Raw genomic sequence first — 16,764 nt, forward strand, 5'->3', positions numbered from 1 at the left:
TCGGTCAGGTCTTGCCGATCAGCAGAGAAAGTAGCCCTGCGGCTATCAGTGGCCCGACGGGCACACCGCGAAACAGCGCCACGCCCATGACAGTTCCCACCAGCAGCCCCGCCACAACCGAGGGTTGATTGCTCATCAGCGACACACCGCGTCCGCCAAGCCAGGACACGGCGACACCAATCAGAATCGCCAGCAGAGATTTCCAATGCAGGAAGGAATGCATCACTTCACTGGCGGTAATTTTTCCGCTGGCAATCGGTGCCATCACACCAATAGTCAGAACAACGATACCGATGCTCAGACCGTATTTTTCTACCCACGGGAAATAGCTGTTCAACGGCGTGATGCGTATCGCCAGCAGCACCAGAATCGCCAGCGTGACGGTCATGTTGTGGCTGATGATACCCAGCCCCGCCAGGACGAGCAGAATTAACAACGTTGGATCGAAGTAAGCCATGGATGAGAGTCTGTCGAAAGTAGTCAGGTTGCGCGTTAAGCAAACCGCGATAATAGCACTAATCGGAGTGAGGGACAGGTCAGCAAATCATTCGGACAAAGACGAGAAGAGAAAGGCGGTTTTTCGAGAGGGAAATAGGTAAAACATTCAGGTCGCCAGTATATTGCCGATTAGCGACCTGAACGTAAACGATTGCGCAGTTAGTCTAATTTTACGCCGATACGGTGCGCAACTTCTTCATACGCTTCAATCAAACCACCAAGGCTCTGACGGAAACGGTCTTTATCCATTTTGTTCAGCGTTTCTTTGTCCCACAGGCGGCTACCGTCTGGTGAGAACTCATCACCCAGCACCACTTCGCCTTTGAACAAACCAAACTCCAGCTTGAAGTCGACCAGAATCAGCCCAGCGTCGCCAAACAGTTTGCTCAGCACATCGTTCGCTTTGTAGCTCAGTTCCTTCATGCGAGCCAGATTCTCTTCGTTCACCCAGCCGAACGTCTTACAGTAAGATTCGTTCACCATCGGGTCATGCATGGCATCGTTTTTCAGGAACAGATCGAACAACGGCGGATTCAGCTCGATGCCTTCTTCGATACCCAGACGTTTTACCAGCGATCCCGCCGCGCGGTTGCGCACGACACACTCGACCGGCACCATCTCCAGTTTCTTCACCAGCACTTCATTGTCAGACAGCAGGCTCACCATTTGGGTTGGGATTCCGGCTTCTTCCAGTTTGCTCATGATGAAATGGTTGAACTTGTTATTCACCATTCCTTTACGATCAAACTGCTCAATGCGCGCACCGTCTCCTGCTGATGTATCATTGCGAAATTCCAGCACCAGTAGATCGGGATCTTCGGTGGTGTAGACGGTTTTCGCCTTTCCACGATACAGCTCAGCTAGCTTTTGCATCTTTAATTACTCCACACAGTGAGGGTCAAAAAATACGACCCGATATTTAACGCTTCCCCGAACGGTTGCCGATAGCGCCCGTCAATTAGGGTAGAGATTGTTGAATGAAGAAGGGCCGGATAATCCGACCCTTGGTTTATGCGTTATTTACTGAACGCCGCCTGGAATACGGCCACCAGTGCATCGTTCTGCGACTGGGTTAGCGTATGTCCTTTGGAATCGATAAATTGCAGACTGCTGCGGTTATCTAAATCACCGACCTGCAATTTGTAATCGCCGTTAGGCAGTTCAGGGTTTTTCGCGCCCAGGTCATCCCAGGTTCCGCCGCTTGGTGCTCGATACGTCACGGAAACAGAACCCTGCGGACGGCTGCGATCGTTAACCTTCATGCCGATCTTGTCCAATGCGACAGGCAGACGCTCCCACACAACGGTGTACGGACCGCGCACAATCAGCAGCGGCAGGCCAGTGTCATCCGCGCCGCTCTGCACATCCAACGAACCAACGGTGCGGTTTGCCAGCGCATTTTCGCGTGCCGTTGCCTGAGAGTCCAGACCATTGCTGAGGACATTCAGCATCAGGCCAGCGTAGCGCTGCGTCTGATCGCTCGTCGTCACCGGCTGACCGTTCAGTTGTAAGCCCAGCAGTTTCACGATTAGAGCAACCTGATAACCCTGCTGCTGTACGGAAATCTGATAACGCCCCTGATACGGAACGTTTTCATCTTCACGCGGCCATGAGATCCAGTCGGTCGTCAGCGTTTGGCTGGCATCCTGACGGTTGGCAATAGTAAACGCTTTGTCTTGCAGCACGCGGATAACCTGAGACCAGATCTGGCTGTTTTGCGCGCTGTTTTCTAACAACAGCGTTGCCGTATCTCCTGAGGTCTGGGTACGGGAACCATTCAACAAAGCCAATGGCTGTACTGGAGGACGAATATCCAGCTCTTTGCCGACCGCGCCATTCAGGGTAACTGGCGGTATATCAAAATCCCCGTTCTGCACCGGTAAAATCATCCCGGCAGGCGTATTCAGCGCGTGCTGCGCCGGTGCCTTCAGATAGGATTCATCGCCACTGACCTGACGCTTATAGCGTTGATCGCTGGAACAAGCCGCAAGCAACATCACGAGTGATAAGCCAACGACTTTCGCCACCATCGACTTTTGTAATGAATAACTCATTAAATCTCCCTAACGATTACAGCAGACCCGCTTGCTTAAGTGCTTGCCCCATCACCGTACGACCGGAATCGGTCAGCGGTGTCATCGGCAGGCGCAGCGTATCGGTCGCCATGAGTCCCAATTCCTTACAAGCCCATTTCACTGGGATAGGATTGGGTTCAACAAATAATTTCTGATGCAGTGGCATCAGGCGCTGATTTAAACGGCGCGCTTCGACAAAATTGCCCTGCGCCGCCAGCTTGCAAAGTTCTGCCATTTCACGCGCAGCGATATTCGCTGTCACGGAAATCACACCTTTACCGCCGAGTTGCATAAAGTCCAGACCGCTGGCGTCATCGCCGCTCAGCAAAATGAAGTCTTCACTAACCAGCTCTTGGATCTGGCTTACCCGACTTAAGTTCCCCGTCGCTTCTTTAATTGCGACAATATTTTTCACTTCAGACAAACGGGCAACGGTTTCTGGCAGCATGTCGCAGCCAGTGCGGGAAGGTACGTTATACAGGATTTGCGGCAGATCGGTATGCTCGGCGATCGCTTTGAAGTGCTGGTATAGACCTTCCTGCGTCGGTTTATTGTAGTACGGTGTGACCGTCAGGCAGCCAACAACGCCCGTGCCATGAAACCGTTTGGTCAGAGAAACGCCTTCAGCGGTGGCATTAGCACCCGTTCCCGCGATAACAGGAATACGTCCGTCGCTCAGTTCCAGTGTCAGCAGCACGACATCGCCATGTTCGTCATGGCTCAGCGTGGCAGATTCGCCCGTTGTGCCGACAGAGACAATCGCCGATGTACCGCTAGCGACATGATAATCAATCAGTTTTTTCAAGCTCGCCCGATCGACGGCGCCTTTGGCGTCCATCGGCGTAACTAGCGCAACAATACTTCCCGTAAACATTGGCCATCCCCTCCACAAACAAGTGCTTCATGGTACTTTTGACCTCTATGCAAAAGCAAGCGGACAAGGGCGTTGTAGGCGTCTGACGCAGGTTTTTTTATGACGCAGCAAACGAAATTAAAAATGCTTCTGATGTTTTGGCACAAAAGCAGTCCGTTCACTGCGACGGAGATATCACTCGTAAGACGTTTTACGGCATTTTTTTCCCAACTGATCAAATCCAAATATCATTTTCAGCCGTCCGTTCGCCACCTTCATGACCCGTATTCAACACGCCTTTCGGTTCAATGAGCAACAGTTTCACTTCGTGTTCTGCATAAGGCTTATGCTCAACGCCGCGCGGGACGACATACATTTCCCCTGCATTGATACGCACATCGCCGTCACGAAAATCAATTCTCAATTGACCTTCCAGCACAATAAACGTTTCGTCCGTATCGGGATGGGAATGCCAGATGAAATCACCCTGAATCTTAACGATCTTGAATTGATAGTCATTCATCTCAGCAATCACTTTCGGCTGCCAGCAATCGTCAAATAACGCTAACTTTTGGGCAAAATTAATCGATTTATACATACTGTCTCTCCTTATGATGACGCCTTCAGGTTAGCGAAGCAGAGTAGCGACTGTATTGAACGATTGTGCAAGCAGGCTAAAACGTAGTGAACATACGCTGCCAATGACCGGGGGAAATGCCAAACGCTTTAACGAAATGGCGCGTCATGTGGCTTTGGTCAGCGAAGCCTGCAAGAGCGGCAATATCGGCGAGGTTGTCACCCGCCAACATGCGTCGCCGACAGTGTTCGAGGCGACGCATGGTGACATAGCGATAGGGCGTCGTGCCAAAGAGTGCGCGGAAATCGCGCGTCAGACTCCAGCGATCCCGACCGCTAACCTGCGCCAGCTCATCAAGCGTAATCGCCTTATCAAAGGCGTCATGAATATATTCACGCGCCCGTTCGGCAGCATGATAGTCGAATAAACGCCGCTGATATCGTTGCCCACCAACGGCAGACAGCGCCTGCGCCAGATCGTAGAGCGCATCATCTTCCTCCAGTTCATCGAAAGCGTCTTCCATCGCTCTGAGCAACGGTTCCGTTGCAGCAAACAGGCGTGGATCGTTGGATATGCCGCCGTTAATGAAAGGTAGGGGTTTACCGCCGAGGATTTTTTGGATCAATGCAGGTTCAAGGTAAATCATACGATACTGAAAACCGTCGACAGAACCCGCCTCACCATCATGGATCTCATCCGGATGAAGCACCAACGTCCCCCCCGGCACGCTATTGCACAGGCTGCCGCGATAGTGAAAACGCTGCACGCCGGATAGCGTCCGCCCAATCGCATAGGTGTCATGCCGATGGGGTTCGTAGCCATGCCCACGGAAGAAAGCCTCAATTCGCTCGAACGAAGCAGGATGCTGAGCCTGTTTTACCCAGTCGTTATTAACGTGATGGCGTCGCATGGTTAAAAGCGCTTTATCTCTGGTGACCAGAACTCACCTTAACGCGGAATGCCCGTAATCACGAAATATTGTCTGGGCAATCTCAAACGGCGTTAAAAATTGCTCCAGTTTTTTACGGCGGACTATCCCTGCCCGCCGCCCTTTGTGCCGCCGTAAACGGCGTTAAAAATTGCTCCAGGCAATTTTTTATGTTTACCATGTATTAATGGGAAAAAAGACAGGAAGCATGATGTTGCCAAGCTCACAAGAACACTATCTGGTTATTACCGCGCTGGGGGTTGATCGCTCCGGTATTGTCAATGCGATTACCCGGCACGTCAGTAGCTGTGGCTGCAATATCGAAGATAGCCGTCTTGCCATGCTGGGCAAAGAATTCACGTTTATTATGCTGCTGTCCGGCAGTTGGAACGCGATAACGCTGATTGAATCTACCCTGCCGCTGAAAGGCGCAGAGATGGATTTGCTGATCGTGATGAAACGGACGGAGTCACAGGCCAGTCAGCCAACCCCTTCTACCGTTTGGGTGAAGGTTGACGTTGCCGACTCCCCTCACATCATTGAGCGCTTTACCGATTTGTTCGATTCTCACCAGTTAAACATTGCCGAGCTGGTTTCCAAAACGCAGCCCGCAGAGGGTGGCAAACCGCCGCAGCTGTATATTCAGATTGCCGCACACAGTTCTGCTACGCTTGATAGCTCAATTATTGAGCCAGCCTTTCATCAGCTATGTACAGAACTGCACGCACAAGGCAGTATTAGCGTCGTTAACTATGCCCAATAGTCTATTTATGGGTATATCCACAGCATGAAGAGAAACAAGACGGAGAGTCGTGATGAACACACTGAAAGCCGGTGATATTGCACCGAAATTTAGCTTGCCCGACCAAGATGGCGAACAAGTAAATTTAACCGACTTCCAGGGACAGAAAGTGTTGGTGTATTTCTACCCTAAAGCGATGACGCCAGGATGCACCGTTCAGGCTTGTGGCCTGCGCGATAACATGGATGATTTGAAAAAACGTGGTGTTGAAGTTCTCGGTATTAGCACAGACAAATCAGAAAAACTGTCTCGCTTTGTCGAGAAAGAGGTCTTAAATTTCACGCTGCTTTCTGATGAGGATCATCAGGTTTCAGAAGGATTTGGCGTTTGGGGAGAGAAAACGTTCATGGGGAAAACCTATGACGGTATTCATCGCATCAGTTTCCTGATCGATGAAGACGGCAAGGTAGAGAAGGTTTTTGACGACTTCAAAACCAGCAACCACCACGACATCGTTCTCGATTATCTGAAAAGCGCCTGATTCGCGGTTTTCAGATCGTCCACCGGCACCGTAATCGGTGCCGGTTTTTCCTGCCTTTTTCTCTCTTCACCACGTTTTTCCCGTTCGGGCATTTCTTTGTCTGCCATCGCTGGCTAAGATAGTCGGCAGAATGCTTTCACGTTAGCTGTTGATAAGGTTATCTTCCGTTATGTCTATTCGGTTAAGAAAAACGGTCATGTCCGTCCTGTTTGGGGCGCTACTGGCTGGCAACCTGCTTCCTGCTCAGGCCGACACGCAGGATCGACTGCCGGATATCGGCACCACCGCAGGCGGTACGCTCAGTATCAATCAGGAGCTGGCGATGGGCGACTTTTACGTCCGTCAGCTACGAGCGGGCGCGCCGCTTATCAACGATCCACTGCTGTCCAATTACATTAATCAGCTCGGCAATAGATTGGTCAAACAGGCCGATTCCGTGCGCACGCCGTTCCATTTTTATCTGATCCGTAATGACGACATCAACGCCTTCGCCTTCTTCGGTGGCAACGTAGTACTGCATTCCGCCCTGTTCCGTTATGCCGATAGCGAAAGCGAGTTGGCCTCCGTGCTGGCGCATGAAATCTCCCACGTTACCCAACGACATTTAGCGCGCAGCATGGAATCTCAGCAGCGCAGCGCCCCACTCACCTGGGTCGGTGCACTCGGCTCCATCTTGTTGGCAATGGCCAACCCACAGTTGGGGATGGCAGCGCTCAGCGGTACGCTAGCGGGCGCACAGCAGGGAATGATTACCTTCACACAGCTGAATGAACAAGAAGCAGACCGCATCGGGATTCAAGTGCTGCAGCGCGCGGGCTTTGATCCGCAAGCTATGCCGAATTTCCTGCAAAAGCTGGCTGATCAATCGCGCTATGCTTCAAAACCACCGGAAATGTTGCTGACTCACCCATTGCCAGAAAGTCGCCTGTCTGATGCACGCAACCGCGCCAACCAGATGCGCTCAACGCCGGTGCAGTCTTCTCAAGATTTCTTGTTCGCCAAGATACGCACCTTTGGCATGTATGGCTCACCGGATCGCCCGCTGAACGACGATCTGCTGGTGCAATGGGAAAAGGGTAACGTACGAGAACAGCTGGCCGCGAAGTATGGCCGCGCGATTCAGCTTTATCAGGCGAAGAAGTACGATGAAGCACGTAACGTGTTACAACCGCTGCTAAGCAGCGCGCCTGACAATCCGTGGTTTCTGGACATGATGACCGACATCGATCTGGGACAAAATCGCGCGGCGCAGGCTATCGCCCGTTTACAAAGCGTGCCCGGAATGCAGGCTAACCCAGTACTTCAGCTTAATCTGGCCAATGCCTATGTTGAAGGGAAACAGCCTGCTGCTGCCGGCAAAATATTGTATCGCTACACCTATGCGCACCCTGACGATCCGAACGGCTGGGATCTGCTGGCGCAAACCGCAGCAGCCCAAGGACAGCGCGCAGAAGAGCTGGCTGCACGCGCAGAGAGCCTGGCGCTTAACGGTCAGCTCGATCAATCTATTCGGTTACTGAGCAACGCGAGTTCACTGGTCAAATTGGGGAGTCTGGAGCAGGCGCGCTACGACGCCCGCATCGACCAACTCCGTCAGTTACAGCAGCGTTTCCGCCAGTACCAAAAATCCTGACAAGGAGCATGACGATGACAGCATCTTCAACCAAACCATCCGTGACGATTTACCACAACCCGCGCTGCTCCAAGAGCCGTGAAACGTTGGCGCTGCTGCAAGAGCACAATATTGCCCCTGACGTCGTGCTCTATCTCGACACGCCGCCCGATGCCGCGACGCTGGCTCAGCTTATCCAGCAGTTAGGCTTTAACAGTGCACGCGAGTTGATGAGAACCAAAGAAGAGATTTATCAGCAGTTGGGATTGTCCGACGCCGCGCTGACAGAAACGCAGCTTATTCAGGCGATGGTCGATAATCCGAAACTTATCGAGCGTCCTATCGTCGTGGCGCAGGGTCAGGCACGCATTGGCCGCCCGCCAGAACAGGTGCTGGAGATTCTGTCGTTGTAATGTAGGTAGTTGTGAGTGATCGTTGAAACGATAGTCGTCAGCAATCTTCAGTTACAGCCCGAGGATCTCTTTCACAAAAGGAATGGTCAGCTTGCGCTGTGCAGTGATGGATGCATGGTCAAGCTGATCGAGCGTCATAAATAACGTGCGCATTTCCCGATCCAAACGCTTGAGCAGAAAACGACTCACGTCTTCCGGCAATTCGAACCCACGCAGTCTGGCACGAAGCTGTAACGCCTCACCCTTTTCATCATCCGACAACGGTTGTAGCTTGTAGATTTGTCCCCAGTCGAGACGAGAAGCAAGGTCGGGCAGACGTAAATTCAACTGACGCGGCGGACGATCGCCGGTAATTAACAGCCGGGCTCGTCCCGTTTCCTGAATGCGGTTATACAGATTGAATACCGCCATTTCCCACGCTTCATCGCCTGCAATCGATTCGATGTTGTCGATACACACCAGTGCCAGCTGTTCCATGCCTTCCAGCACATCCGGCACAAAGTAGGCACGTTTATCTAACGGCACATAGCCCACCGCGCGTTCCTGACGCGACAGCTCAGCGCAGGCTGCATGCAGCAGATGGCTGCGTCCGCCCCCTTCGCGTGACCAGAAATAGATGTAGCTACCATGCTCTTGATACAACGCATTATTGACGGCGGCAAGAAGAGACGCGTTTTCACCCGGATAGAAACTGGCAAATGTTTCGTCATCGGGTAAATAGAGTGGCAATGAAAGCTGTGCCGGCGTGTTCAGAATCACCTCAAGCAAAACGGGCAGGAAAACGGATCGAGTTTACCACAGAAACCTGGCCCTGTTGAGGCCGCGATACGCACGGCCTCAACAAGGAGAATGACGCGGTTATGAACGTGCGTCGTTCTCTTCCGGCGCATCGAGGATCTCTTCCTCTTTACGGAACAGGCTGATGGCCTTAAATACCAGACTCATACCGATACCAACAACTGTCGCCAGCGCCATGCCTTTCAGCTCGGTCGAGCCAAGATGCACTTTCGCGCCGCTGACGCCGATGATCAGAATCACGGAGGTCAGGATCAGGTTTTGCGCTTTGTTGTAATCCACTTTAGATTCAATCAGCACGCGAATACCGGATGCACCGATCACGCCGTACAGCAGTAGCGACACGCCGCCCATGACAGGAACCGGTACAGCCTGAATCGCCGCAGCCAGTTTGCCCACGCAGGAAAGCAGGATCGCGAGGATCGCCGCACCGCCGATAACCCAGGTGCTATAAACTTTGGTAATTGCCAGCACGCCAATGTTTTCACCGTAGGTGGTGTTCGGCGTAGAACCGAAGAAACCAGACAGCACGGTAGAAATCCCGTTGGCGAACAGGGAACGATGTAGCCCCGGATCGCGCATCAGATCTTTCTTCACAATATTCGCCGTCACAACCAAGTGGCCAACGTGTTCCGCAATCACCACTAACGCCGCAGGCAGAATCGCCAGAATAGCAAACCACTCAAAACGCGGCGTATAGAATGTCGGCATCGCGAACCAGTGCGCCTCACGAATCGGGGTCAAGTCAACGACACCCAGAGCAAATGACAGCGCATAGCCAGCCAGTACCCCAATCAGAATCGGGATGATCGCCAGAAAGCCACGAAACAGCACCGATCCCAGAATGGTGATCGCCAGCGTCGCCAGTGAAATCGTCACCGCGGTGGAATCCACAGATGCACCATCCGCAGGCAACAACCCAGCCATTCCTGCCGCCACACCCGCCAGTTCAAGGCCGATGACAGCGACAATCGCTCCCATTGCCGCAGGCGGAAACAGTACATTCAGCCAGCCAGTACCCGCTTTCTGAACAATCAGCGCCACCAGACAGAACAACACGCCGCACATAATGAAGCCACCCAGCGCAACTTCATATCCCAACGGCAGTAGCAGTAATACTGGGGAAATAAATGCGAAGCTCGATCCCAAATACGCCGGGATTTTTCCCTTACAAATGAATAAATAAAGCAGCGTACCCACACCGTTGAATAACAGCACGGTTGCTGGGTTGATCTTGAACAGAATGGGTACCAGAACGGTAGCGCCAAACATCGCGAACAGATGCTGGAAACTCAACGGGATGGTTTGTAACAAGGGGGGTCGTTCACTCACCCCGATGGCGCGACGAGTCATCTTCAATATCCTCTGTAGTGTTGTGCAGGTAGAGCCGCACTTGTTATCACAGCCAGACTCACCCCGCCCCACCGTAGTGAAGCAGGATGATGTTGACTGCTGATGTAATAAAAGAACGCGTGTGACGTAATACAGGCTGTGGCGAACCATAGGAAATACTTAGGTTTACGCCAAAAAAAAGCCGACTATCAAGTCGGCTTACCTGTTATTTCGTACCAAATATTTTATCGCCCGCATCACCCAGACCCGGCATGATGTAACCCTGCTCGTTAAGGCCTTTATCGATTGATGCCGTGTACAGCTCGACATCCGGGTGAGCTTTCTCCAGTGCGGCAATCCCTTCTGGCGCCGCGACCAACACCAGTACCTTAATACTGTGACAACCTGCCTTCTTCAGCAGATCGATCGTCGCGATCATTGAACCACCGGTTGCCAGCATTGGGTCAACAACCAGCGCCATGCGCTCTTCGATATTGGAAACCAGCTTTTGGAAATAAGGAACAGGCTCCAGCGTTTCTTCATCACGGTAGATGCCGACAACGCTGATACGCGCGCTAGGAACATTTTCCAGCACGCCGTCCATCATCCCCAATCCTGCACGCAGAATCGGTACGACGGTAATTTTCTTGCCTTTGATCTGATCGACTTCAACCGGACCGCACCAGCCATCAATGGTGACTTTTTCGGTTGCCAGGTCGGCCGTCGCTTCGTAAGTCAACAAACTTCCTACCTCGGAAGCCAGCTCACGAAAACGCTTAGTGCTAATATCGTTCTCACGCATCAAACCCAGTTTATGTTTGACGAGTGGGTGTTTCACCTCGACGATCTTCATCATTATCTCCCCATCGGCTAGTGGACGGACAAAAAACGCTAAATGCGTTTTTAAACACCGCTTGCGGCGGCCCGCAGGGCGGCGGGCATGAGAGCCCGTCGTAAAAAAAATCGCGGGATTATACCGCCTTTTTTACTTAGCGCCATACGATTAAGCCTGATCCAGATCAACCGAGAAGAGAAATTGTCGGCATTAACGAAAAATAGCCAGCCGATGACTCATCACTCGCAAACGATTGCCTACACTGTTAGAATTAGCGCGCATTATTTTTACCACAGTATGTTTTCCAAATACCGTGTTTTCTGAATGCCATGTTTTTTAATACAAGTCTGTTTTTGAATACAACCCGTAACCTTCGTGGGGACTCAGCAGTGACCGACAAAACCTCTCTCAGCTATAAAGACGCAGGTGTGGATATCGATGCAGGTAATGCATTGGTAGACCGTATCAAAGGTGTAGTGAAACAGACTCGTCGCCCGGAAGTTATGGGTGGATTGGGTGGTTTCGGTGCCTTGTGCGCCTTACCGCAAAAATACCGCGAACCGATTCTGGTTTCCGGCACTGACGGAGTCGGCACCAAACTGCGCCTGGCGATGGACCTGAAGCGCCACGATACGATTGGTATCGATCTGGTTGCAATGTGCGTGAACGACCTGGTCGTTCAGGGTGCCGAACCGCTGTTCTTCCTCGACTATTACGCAACGGGCAAGCTGGATGTCGACACCGCTGCCAGCGTGATTACCGGTATCGCGGAAGGCTGTAAGCAATCAGGCTGTGCACTGGTCGGTGGCGAAACCGCCGAAATGCCGGGCATGTATCACGGCGAAGACTACGATGTTGCTGGCTTCTGCGTCGGTGTCGTAGAAAAATCAGAAATCATCGACGGCAGCAAAGTTCAACACGGTGATGTTCTGGTTGCCCTCGCCGCCAGCGGCCCGCACTCAAACGGCTATTCACTGGTACGTAAAGTGCTTGAAGTCAGCAAAACCGATCCAGAGCAATTCGAGCTGGAAGGTAAATCACTGGCCGACCACCTGCTGGCACCGACTAAAATCTACGTGAAATCTATCCTGTCCCTGATTGAGAAAGTGGATGTCCACGCCATTTCTCACCTGACTGGCGGCGGCTTCTGGGAAAATATCCCACGCGTTCTGCCAGAAGGCATGCAGGCAACTATCGACGAATCCAGCTGGCAATGGCCTGCGGTTTTCAAGTGGTTGCAACAGGCCGGTAATGTTAGCCGCCACGAAATGTATCGTACTTTCAACTGCGGTGTTGGTATGATCATCGCACTGCCAGCCGAACAGGCAGACGAGGCCGTTGCATTACTCAACAGCAGCGGCGAAAACGCATGGAAAATCGGCGTCATTACCCAAACCGATGCCGGAGACGCAGTGGTTATTAACTGATGAAAAACATCGTTGTCTTGGTTTCAGGTCATGGAAGCAACTTACAGGCGTTGATTGACGCCTGTAAGAACGGACGCCTTAAAGGAAATATCGTCGCCGTATTCAGTAATAATGCGGAGGCTTATGGATTAGTACGCGCACAGGATGCCGCAATCCCTACCTGCGTCCTGAATCCTGAAGACTTTGCTGACCGCGCCGCATTTGATGCGGCACTGGCAAACGAAATTGAGCAATATGAACCAGCGCTGGTGGTTCTAGCGGGCTATATGCGAATTCTCAGTCCGGAGTTCGTCGCTCAATTTGCAGGAAAAATGCTGAATATTCACCCGTCTCTGCTGCCAAAATATCCTGGATTGCATACGCACCGTAAGGCGCTGGAAAATAGCGATCGGGAGCACGGCACGTCCGTACATTTTGTCACTGATGAGCTGGATGGCGGCCCGTTGATTCTGCAAGCGAAGGTGCCTGTATTTAATGACGATACGGAAGAAAGTCTAAGCGAACGCGTTAAGACGCATGAGCACACGATTTATCCGATGGTCATTAACTGGTTCCTGAACGGCAGACTGGTGATGCGTGATAATGAAGCCTGGCTGGACAGCGTGCGTATCCCACCACAGGGCTATGCTGCCGAGTAATACTGTCGGTTCATCATATTTGTAAGGCTCTCCTGCGGAGCCTTACCACTTCTGTCTTACTCTTACCCAGAAAATCCCCATAGATAAACCAGCATCCACAGCTCGATAACAGCAGCCTGCATGTATGCACGCAGAAATGCTGTCACCGTTAAAACCCGATCGAGTCTTCCGTCGCGGTTGGCAAAAAATGCAACCCACGTAGAACAAGCGATACTAGCTTACCACCAATGAATCATAGCCTTTCCAGCGATAAATCAGCATTGATACGCACCAGAAGACAACGAATATACCAATCACGATAAAGCCGGCATTGCCAAGGCTATCATTGAGACTGCTGACCACAGTCCATGCCCCGCCTTGCAAATCAAACTTATCCACCAGCAGCCCCAGAGCCTCAAGACCGCCAATAAATAGAGCCACTACCACCGAAGCGCCGGTGATAGTCATGTTGTAATACAGTTTGCGCTGTGGTTTGTTAAATGCCCATCCATATGCGCCTACCATCAGGATATTGTCCAAGGTATCGATCAGCGCCATACCGCTGGCGAATAAGGCTGGAAAGATGAGAATTGACCAGATGGATACACCGAGAGAGGCGCTGGCAGCGGAGATACCGAGTACACCAATTTCCGTCGCGGTATCGAAGCCCAACCCAAACAAAAAACCGACCAGATACATATGCCAGCTTTTATCGACCATCCGAAAGGTGGAGCGGAAAAGCCAACTCATCATCCCGCCAGAAGCGCCCATCTCATCACGGTTTTGCAGCGGTTCACCACGTTTTAAGGCCCGGAAATTTCGCCAGACGCCGCGCAAAATAACCAGATTCACCAGCGCCATCGCCAACAGGAAAAAGGCAGAAATCGATGTTCCGATAATGCCGCCGACATCGTGGAACCACTCGATATCTTTCTGAAACGCCGCCGCTGTCGCCGCAATCGCCACCGTAGCCAAGATCACAATCGTTGAGTGCCCGAGTGAAAACCAGGCCCCTACCCCTAACGGGCGCTGTCCCTGCTGCATCATTTTACGGGTAACGATATCAATCGCGGCAATATGGTCGGCATCCACCGCGTGCCGCAAACCGTAAGACCAGGCCAGCAAACAGGCCGCTATCAGTGCACCATTATTCTGGAACACAACCAGTGCCCAGCACCATGAAACAAGATTTGCCGACAACAGCAATATTAACAGCATCGCGCTACGGGGATGGTTGCGCAGAACGGGAAGTAACATCAAGTTTATCCTTTATAGTCGATTGTAACTGTGCGGCGGCTATCACCGCCTGCCCCAAAGAAATTGAACCATCGCCAGCAGGCAGTCGCGTAGGTAACAGCACGTTAAGGCCATCAAGACGAGACACCAGCCGCTGACATAACAGCCTGTTGTGGAACACACCGCCCGCGCAGGCGACGGTATCGATATTCAGTCGTTGTGCATGATGACGGACCAGAGAAGCCAGCCCGGTTGCCAGCACGTCATGGAACGCCCATGCTCTGGCTTCTGGCTCCGCACGCCAGTTCAACCACTGCCGCCAGAAGGTCACCATATCCAGTTGACCCGCAACGCAGGGCAGCGTCACCGGATGCTCAACCCCGCCACACCGCGTAGCCATTGCCTCCAGCCGCCCAGCCGCCTCTCCCTCATAGCGTTGAACCTCGGCCGTACATCCCAGCGCTGCTGCCGCGGCATCAAAAAGCCGCCCAGCGGACGATGCAGTAGGAGAATTGATCCCCCGTGCGATCGCTTTGGCCAGAGGCCCCCAAGGATGACGGCGAACGCTATCCGTTTCCGGTAGAGTCTCCCAGTCAGGAACGAAAGCCAGGCAATGCGCCAGCAAATTGCGCCACGGCTGCCGTGCAGCTAGATCGCCCCCCGGCAGAGCGACCGGTGGCAACCCGCCCAATCTCTCGCAGACGCGGTAATCCACCTTCAGGCACTCTCCGCCCCAAAGCTGCCCTTCAGCCCCCATTCCCACGCCATCCAGCGCCAGACCAATAACGGTTCCTCCGTCCAACGGCCAGCCATGTTCAGCCAGACAAGCGGCAATATGGGCGTGGTGATGCAAAACGTAATGGCACGGCAACGCCATCTGCTGCCCCAATCGGAGAGAGTGATAGCCGGGGTGGGAATCCACCACGACCTGCTGAGGCGTGAAGTCATAAACCCGGCACATCAGATCAAACGCACGGCGCCACTGCGATTCAACGCCATCGTCGCTTAAATCACCCAGATGCTGGCTCAATACCGCACTCTCGCCGCGCACCAGACAGAACGTGTTTTTCAGGTCCGCCCCCAAACACACCATAGGCGGGATATTCTTGAAGCCAGAAGGCAAGGCGATCGCATCCGGTACGAACCCTCTGGCTCGTCGTATCATCATGCCGCGCGTATCCAGCAGCGAATCGTCCATTCGCTGGGTAATATCCCGGTTGTGCATTAGCCAACCGTCGGCAATACCAGCCAGTTCACTCAACGCCTGTTCATTGGTTAGCGCCGGAGGATGCCCACTAAGATTTCCAGACGTCATCACCAGCGGACGTCCGATATCCTGCATCAGCAGGTGCTGTAATGGGTTAGATGGCAACATAACCCCCACGTCATTCAGATCAGGGGCGATGTTCTCGCTAAGGGAACCAATTATCCGCTTGTCTACCAGAACAATTGGCGCTGCTGGGCTGCTTAACCGCGCTACCGTCAACTCGGGCAGGCCGCTGGCGTTTTCTATCATCACTGCCAGCGGTTTCGCTGGACGGTGTTTACGCAAACGCAACAACCGGACAGCCTCATCGTTTTGGGCGTCGCAGGCCAAATGAAAGCCGCCAATCCCCTTGATCGCAACAATTCCCCCGGCCTTCAACATCGCTACCGCAGCCTGAAGGGCCGCTTCGCCCTCACAACGTCGATCAACCGTCTGCCAAAAGACATGGGGGCCGCAATCTGGGCAGGCCACAGGCTGGGCGTGAAAACGCCGATCTCGGGGATTACGGTATTCCGACTCACAGGCTGGACAAAGCGGAAACTCCGCCATCACCGTCAACGGGCGGTCATAGGGCATGGCATGAATAATGGTAAAACGCGGCCCGCAGTGAGTGCAGTTAATGAAGGGATAGCGATAGCGCCGCTGCGCCGGATCGTTCATTTCAGCGAGACAAGATGGGCAGGTAGCGGCATCCGGTGCTATCTGGGTATTCATGGTGCCGCCATGGCTGGGGCGAATGGTAAAATCCGTCGGTAACGTTTTCCAGCACATGACAGACTGATCCAGCACATCAATACGCGCCAGCGGCGGACACTGTGTATGAAGCGCATGGATAAACGCCTGCGGTGCCGATATCAGACGAATCTGCACGCCAGCGCCATCATTACAGACATCGCCATACAGATGCATCTGTTTCGCCAGTTGCCAGACCCAGGGGCGAAAGCCAACCCCCTGAACCTTGCCCCGAATACTCAGCACCACGCCCGTGTTATCCATTGCGCCCCGCATGTCCCCTT

Annotated in this window: 18 protein-coding genes; 6 read left to right on the plus strand and 12 right to left on the minus strand. The window is 52.9% G+C overall.

Annotated features, from left to right (window positions below):
• Positions 1 to 4: 4 nt before the first annotated feature.
• The 6 genes from DUT67_RS15915 to DUT67_RS15940 form a co-directional block, all read right to left on the minus strand.
• A complete protein-coding gene (locus tag DUT67_RS15915; RefSeq protein WP_048259229.1) occupies positions 5 to 457 on the minus strand; it encodes a DUF441 domain-containing protein in 453 nt (150 codons plus the stop codon).
• 200 nt (positions 458 to 657) lie between these two features.
• Complete coding sequence (purC, locus tag DUT67_RS15920) at positions 658 to 1,371, minus strand: phosphoribosylaminoimidazolesuccinocarboxamide synthase (RefSeq protein WP_015839428.1); 714 nt, start codon at positions 1,369 to 1,371, stop codon at positions 658 to 660.
• A gap of 143 nt (positions 1,372 to 1,514) precedes the next feature.
• On the minus strand, positions 1,515 to 2,552 hold the full coding sequence (gene bamC / locus DUT67_RS15925) for an outer membrane protein assembly factor BamC (RefSeq protein ID WP_048259228.1): 1,038 nt from the start codon (positions 2,550 to 2,552) through the stop codon (positions 1,515 to 1,517).
• Positions 2,553 to 2,568: 16 nt separating this feature from the next.
• The gene (gene dapA / locus DUT67_RS15930; protein ID WP_010301562.1) at positions 2,569 to 3,447 is read right to left on the minus strand and encodes a 4-hydroxy-tetrahydrodipicolinate synthase; all 879 of its coding nucleotides are present in this window, start codon (positions 3,445 to 3,447) and stop codon (positions 2,569 to 2,571) included.
• Positions 3,448 to 3,661: 214 nt separating this feature from the next.
• Complete coding sequence (locus DUT67_RS15935) at positions 3,662 to 4,024, minus strand: cupin domain-containing protein (RefSeq protein ID WP_113632292.1); 363 nt, start codon at positions 4,022 to 4,024, stop codon at positions 3,662 to 3,664.
• 76 nt (positions 4,025 to 4,100) lie between these two features.
• Positions 4,101 to 4,913 carry an AraC family transcriptional regulator gene (locus DUT67_RS15940; RefSeq protein ID WP_113632291.1) on the minus strand — a complete coding sequence of 271 codons (813 nt, stop codon included), beginning with the start codon at positions 4,911 to 4,913 and terminating at the stop codon, positions 4,101 to 4,103.
• A 229-nt stretch (positions 4,914 to 5,142) separates the two neighbouring features.
• On the opposite strand from DUT67_RS15940, the gene DUT67_RS15945 reads away from it, so the two are divergent.
• Both DUT67_RS15945 and bcp read left to right on the plus strand, forming a co-directional pair.
• Complete coding sequence (locus DUT67_RS15945) at positions 5,143 to 5,694, plus strand: glycine cleavage system transcriptional repressor (RefSeq protein WP_039301919.1); 552 nt, start codon at positions 5,143 to 5,145, stop codon at positions 5,692 to 5,694.
• A gap of 52 nt (positions 5,695 to 5,746) precedes the next feature.
• Positions 5,747 to 6,214, plus strand: a complete 468-nt coding sequence (bcp, locus tag DUT67_RS15950) for a thioredoxin-dependent thiol peroxidase (RefSeq protein WP_113632290.1) — start codon at positions 5,747 to 5,749, stop codon at positions 6,212 to 6,214.
• Here bcp and DUT67_RS15955 read toward each other — a convergent pair.
• Positions 6,196 to 6,321 (minus strand): hypothetical protein, encoded by a 126-nt coding sequence (locus tag DUT67_RS15955; protein WP_262983984.1) that lies wholly within the window; start codon positions 6,319 to 6,321, stop codon positions 6,196 to 6,198. The genes bcp and DUT67_RS15955 overlap by 19 nt on opposite strands.
• Positions 6,322 to 6,383: 62 nt before the next feature.
• Between DUT67_RS15955 and DUT67_RS15960 the strand changes: the two genes are divergently transcribed.
• On the plus strand, positions 6,384 to 7,847 hold the full coding sequence (locus DUT67_RS15960) for a M48 family metallopeptidase (RefSeq protein WP_113632289.1): 1,464 nt from the start codon (positions 6,384 to 6,386) through the stop codon (positions 7,845 to 7,847).
• A gap of 14 nt (positions 7,848 to 7,861) precedes the next feature.
• On the plus strand, positions 7,862 to 8,239 hold the full coding sequence (arsC, locus tag DUT67_RS15965) for an arsenate reductase (glutaredoxin) (RefSeq protein ID WP_113632288.1): 378 nt from the start codon (positions 7,862 to 7,864) through the stop codon (positions 8,237 to 8,239).
• 51 nt (positions 8,240 to 8,290) lie between these two features.
• Here the strand turns inward: arsC and hda are convergent, their stop codons facing one another.
• The 3 genes from hda to upp all read right to left on the minus strand — a co-directional run bounded on the left by hda (position 8,291) and on the right by upp (position 11,219).
• A complete protein-coding gene (hda, locus tag DUT67_RS15970) occupies positions 8,291 to 8,998 on the minus strand; it encodes a DnaA inactivator Hda (RefSeq protein WP_039296286.1) in 708 nt (235 codons plus the stop codon).
• A gap of 99 nt (positions 8,999 to 9,097) precedes the next feature.
• Entirely contained in the window at positions 9,098 to 10,387 is a 1,290-nt protein-coding gene (gene uraA / locus DUT67_RS15975; protein ID WP_113632287.1) for a uracil permease, read from the minus strand.
• Positions 10,388 to 10,592: 205 nt separating this feature from the next.
• Positions 10,593 to 11,219 carry a uracil phosphoribosyltransferase gene (gene upp, locus DUT67_RS15980; RefSeq protein ID WP_010307474.1) on the minus strand — a complete coding sequence of 209 codons (627 nt, stop codon included), beginning with the start codon at positions 11,217 to 11,219 and terminating at the stop codon, positions 10,593 to 10,595.
• Between the two features lie 371 nt (positions 11,220 to 11,590).
• Here upp and purM point away from each other — a divergent pair, with 371 nt between their 5' ends.
• Positions 11,591 to 12,628, plus strand: a complete 1,038-nt coding sequence (purM, locus tag DUT67_RS15985; protein ID WP_048259222.1) for a phosphoribosylformylglycinamidine cyclo-ligase — start codon at positions 11,591 to 11,593, stop codon at positions 12,626 to 12,628.
• On the plus strand, positions 12,628 to 13,266 hold the full coding sequence (purN, locus tag DUT67_RS15990) for a phosphoribosylglycinamide formyltransferase (RefSeq protein WP_113632286.1): 639 nt from the start codon (positions 12,628 to 12,630) through the stop codon (positions 13,264 to 13,266). Before purM ends, purN begins: the two co-directional genes overlap by 1 nt.
• A gap of 213 nt (positions 13,267 to 13,479) precedes the next feature.
• Here the strand turns inward: purN and DUT67_RS15995 are convergent, their stop codons facing one another.
• Positions 13,480 to 14,502 carry a HoxN/HupN/NixA family nickel/cobalt transporter gene (locus tag DUT67_RS15995; RefSeq protein ID WP_113632285.1) on the minus strand — a complete coding sequence of 341 codons (1,023 nt, stop codon included), beginning with the start codon at positions 14,500 to 14,502 and terminating at the stop codon, positions 13,480 to 13,482.
• Complete coding sequence (gene hypF, locus DUT67_RS16000) at positions 14,468 to 16,756, minus strand: carbamoyltransferase HypF (protein WP_223254612.1); 2,289 nt, start codon at positions 16,754 to 16,756, stop codon at positions 14,468 to 14,470. The genes DUT67_RS15995 and hypF overlap by 35 nt, the downstream gene beginning before the upstream one ends.
• Positions 16,757 to 16,764 lie beyond the last annotated feature (8 nt).

The organism is Pectobacterium peruviense, from assembly GCF_003312355.2.
GTDB classification, from domain to species: Bacteria; Pseudomonadota; Gammaproteobacteria; order Enterobacterales; family Enterobacteriaceae; genus Pectobacterium; species Pectobacterium peruviense.

Bases quoted from the DNA above. Each gene is read 5' to 3' on its own strand.
- DUT67_RS15915 (WP_048259229.1), bottom strand. From the start codon at position 457: ATGGCTTACTTCGATCCAACGTTGTTAATTCTGCTCGTCCTGGCGGGG.
- purC (WP_015839428.1), bottom strand. From the start codon at position 1,371: ATGCAAAAGCTAGCTGAGCTGTATCGTGGAAAGGCGAAAACCGTCTAC.
- bamC (WP_048259228.1), bottom strand. From the start codon at position 2,552: ATGAGTTATTCATTACAAAAGTCGATGGTGGCGAAAGTCGTTGGCTTA.
- dapA (WP_010301562.1), bottom strand. From the start codon at position 3,447: ATGTTTACGGGAAGTATTGTTGCGCTAGTTACGCCGATGGACGCCAAA.
- DUT67_RS15935 (WP_113632292.1), bottom strand. From the start codon at position 4,024: ATGTATAAATCGATTAATTTTGCCCAAAAGTTAGCGTTATTTGACGAT.
- DUT67_RS15940 (WP_113632291.1), bottom strand. From the start codon at position 4,913: ATGCGACGCCATCACGTTAATAACGACTGGGTAAAACAGGCTCAGCAT.
- DUT67_RS15945 (WP_039301919.1), top strand. From the start codon at position 5,143: ATGTTGCCAAGCTCACAAGAACACTATCTGGTTATTACCGCGCTGGGG.
- bcp (WP_113632290.1), top strand. From the start codon at position 5,747: ATGAACACACTGAAAGCCGGTGATATTGCACCGAAATTTAGCTTGCCC.
- DUT67_RS15955 (WP_262983984.1), bottom strand. From the start codon at position 6,321: ATGGCAGACAAAGAAATGCCCGAACGGGAAAAACGTGGTGAAGAGAGA.
- DUT67_RS15960 (WP_113632289.1), top strand. From the start codon at position 6,384: ATGTCTATTCGGTTAAGAAAAACGGTCATGTCCGTCCTGTTTGGGGCG.
- arsC (WP_113632288.1), top strand. From the start codon at position 7,862: ATGACAGCATCTTCAACCAAACCATCCGTGACGATTTACCACAACCCG.
- uraA (WP_113632287.1), bottom strand. From the start codon at position 10,387: ATGACTCGTCGCGCCATCGGGGTGAGTGAACGACCCCCCTTGTTACAA.
- upp (WP_010307474.1), bottom strand. From the start codon at position 11,219: ATGAAGATCGTCGAGGTGAAACACCCACTCGTCAAACATAAACTGGGT.
- purN (WP_113632286.1), top strand. From the start codon at position 12,628: ATGAAAAACATCGTTGTCTTGGTTTCAGGTCATGGAAGCAACTTACAG.
- DUT67_RS15995 (WP_113632285.1), bottom strand. From the start codon at position 14,502: ATGTTACTTCCCGTTCTGCGCAACCATCCCCGTAGCGCGATGCTGTTA.
- hypF (WP_223254612.1), bottom strand. From the start codon at position 16,756: ATGCGGGGCGCAATGGATAACACGGGCGTGGTGCTGAGTATTCGGGGC.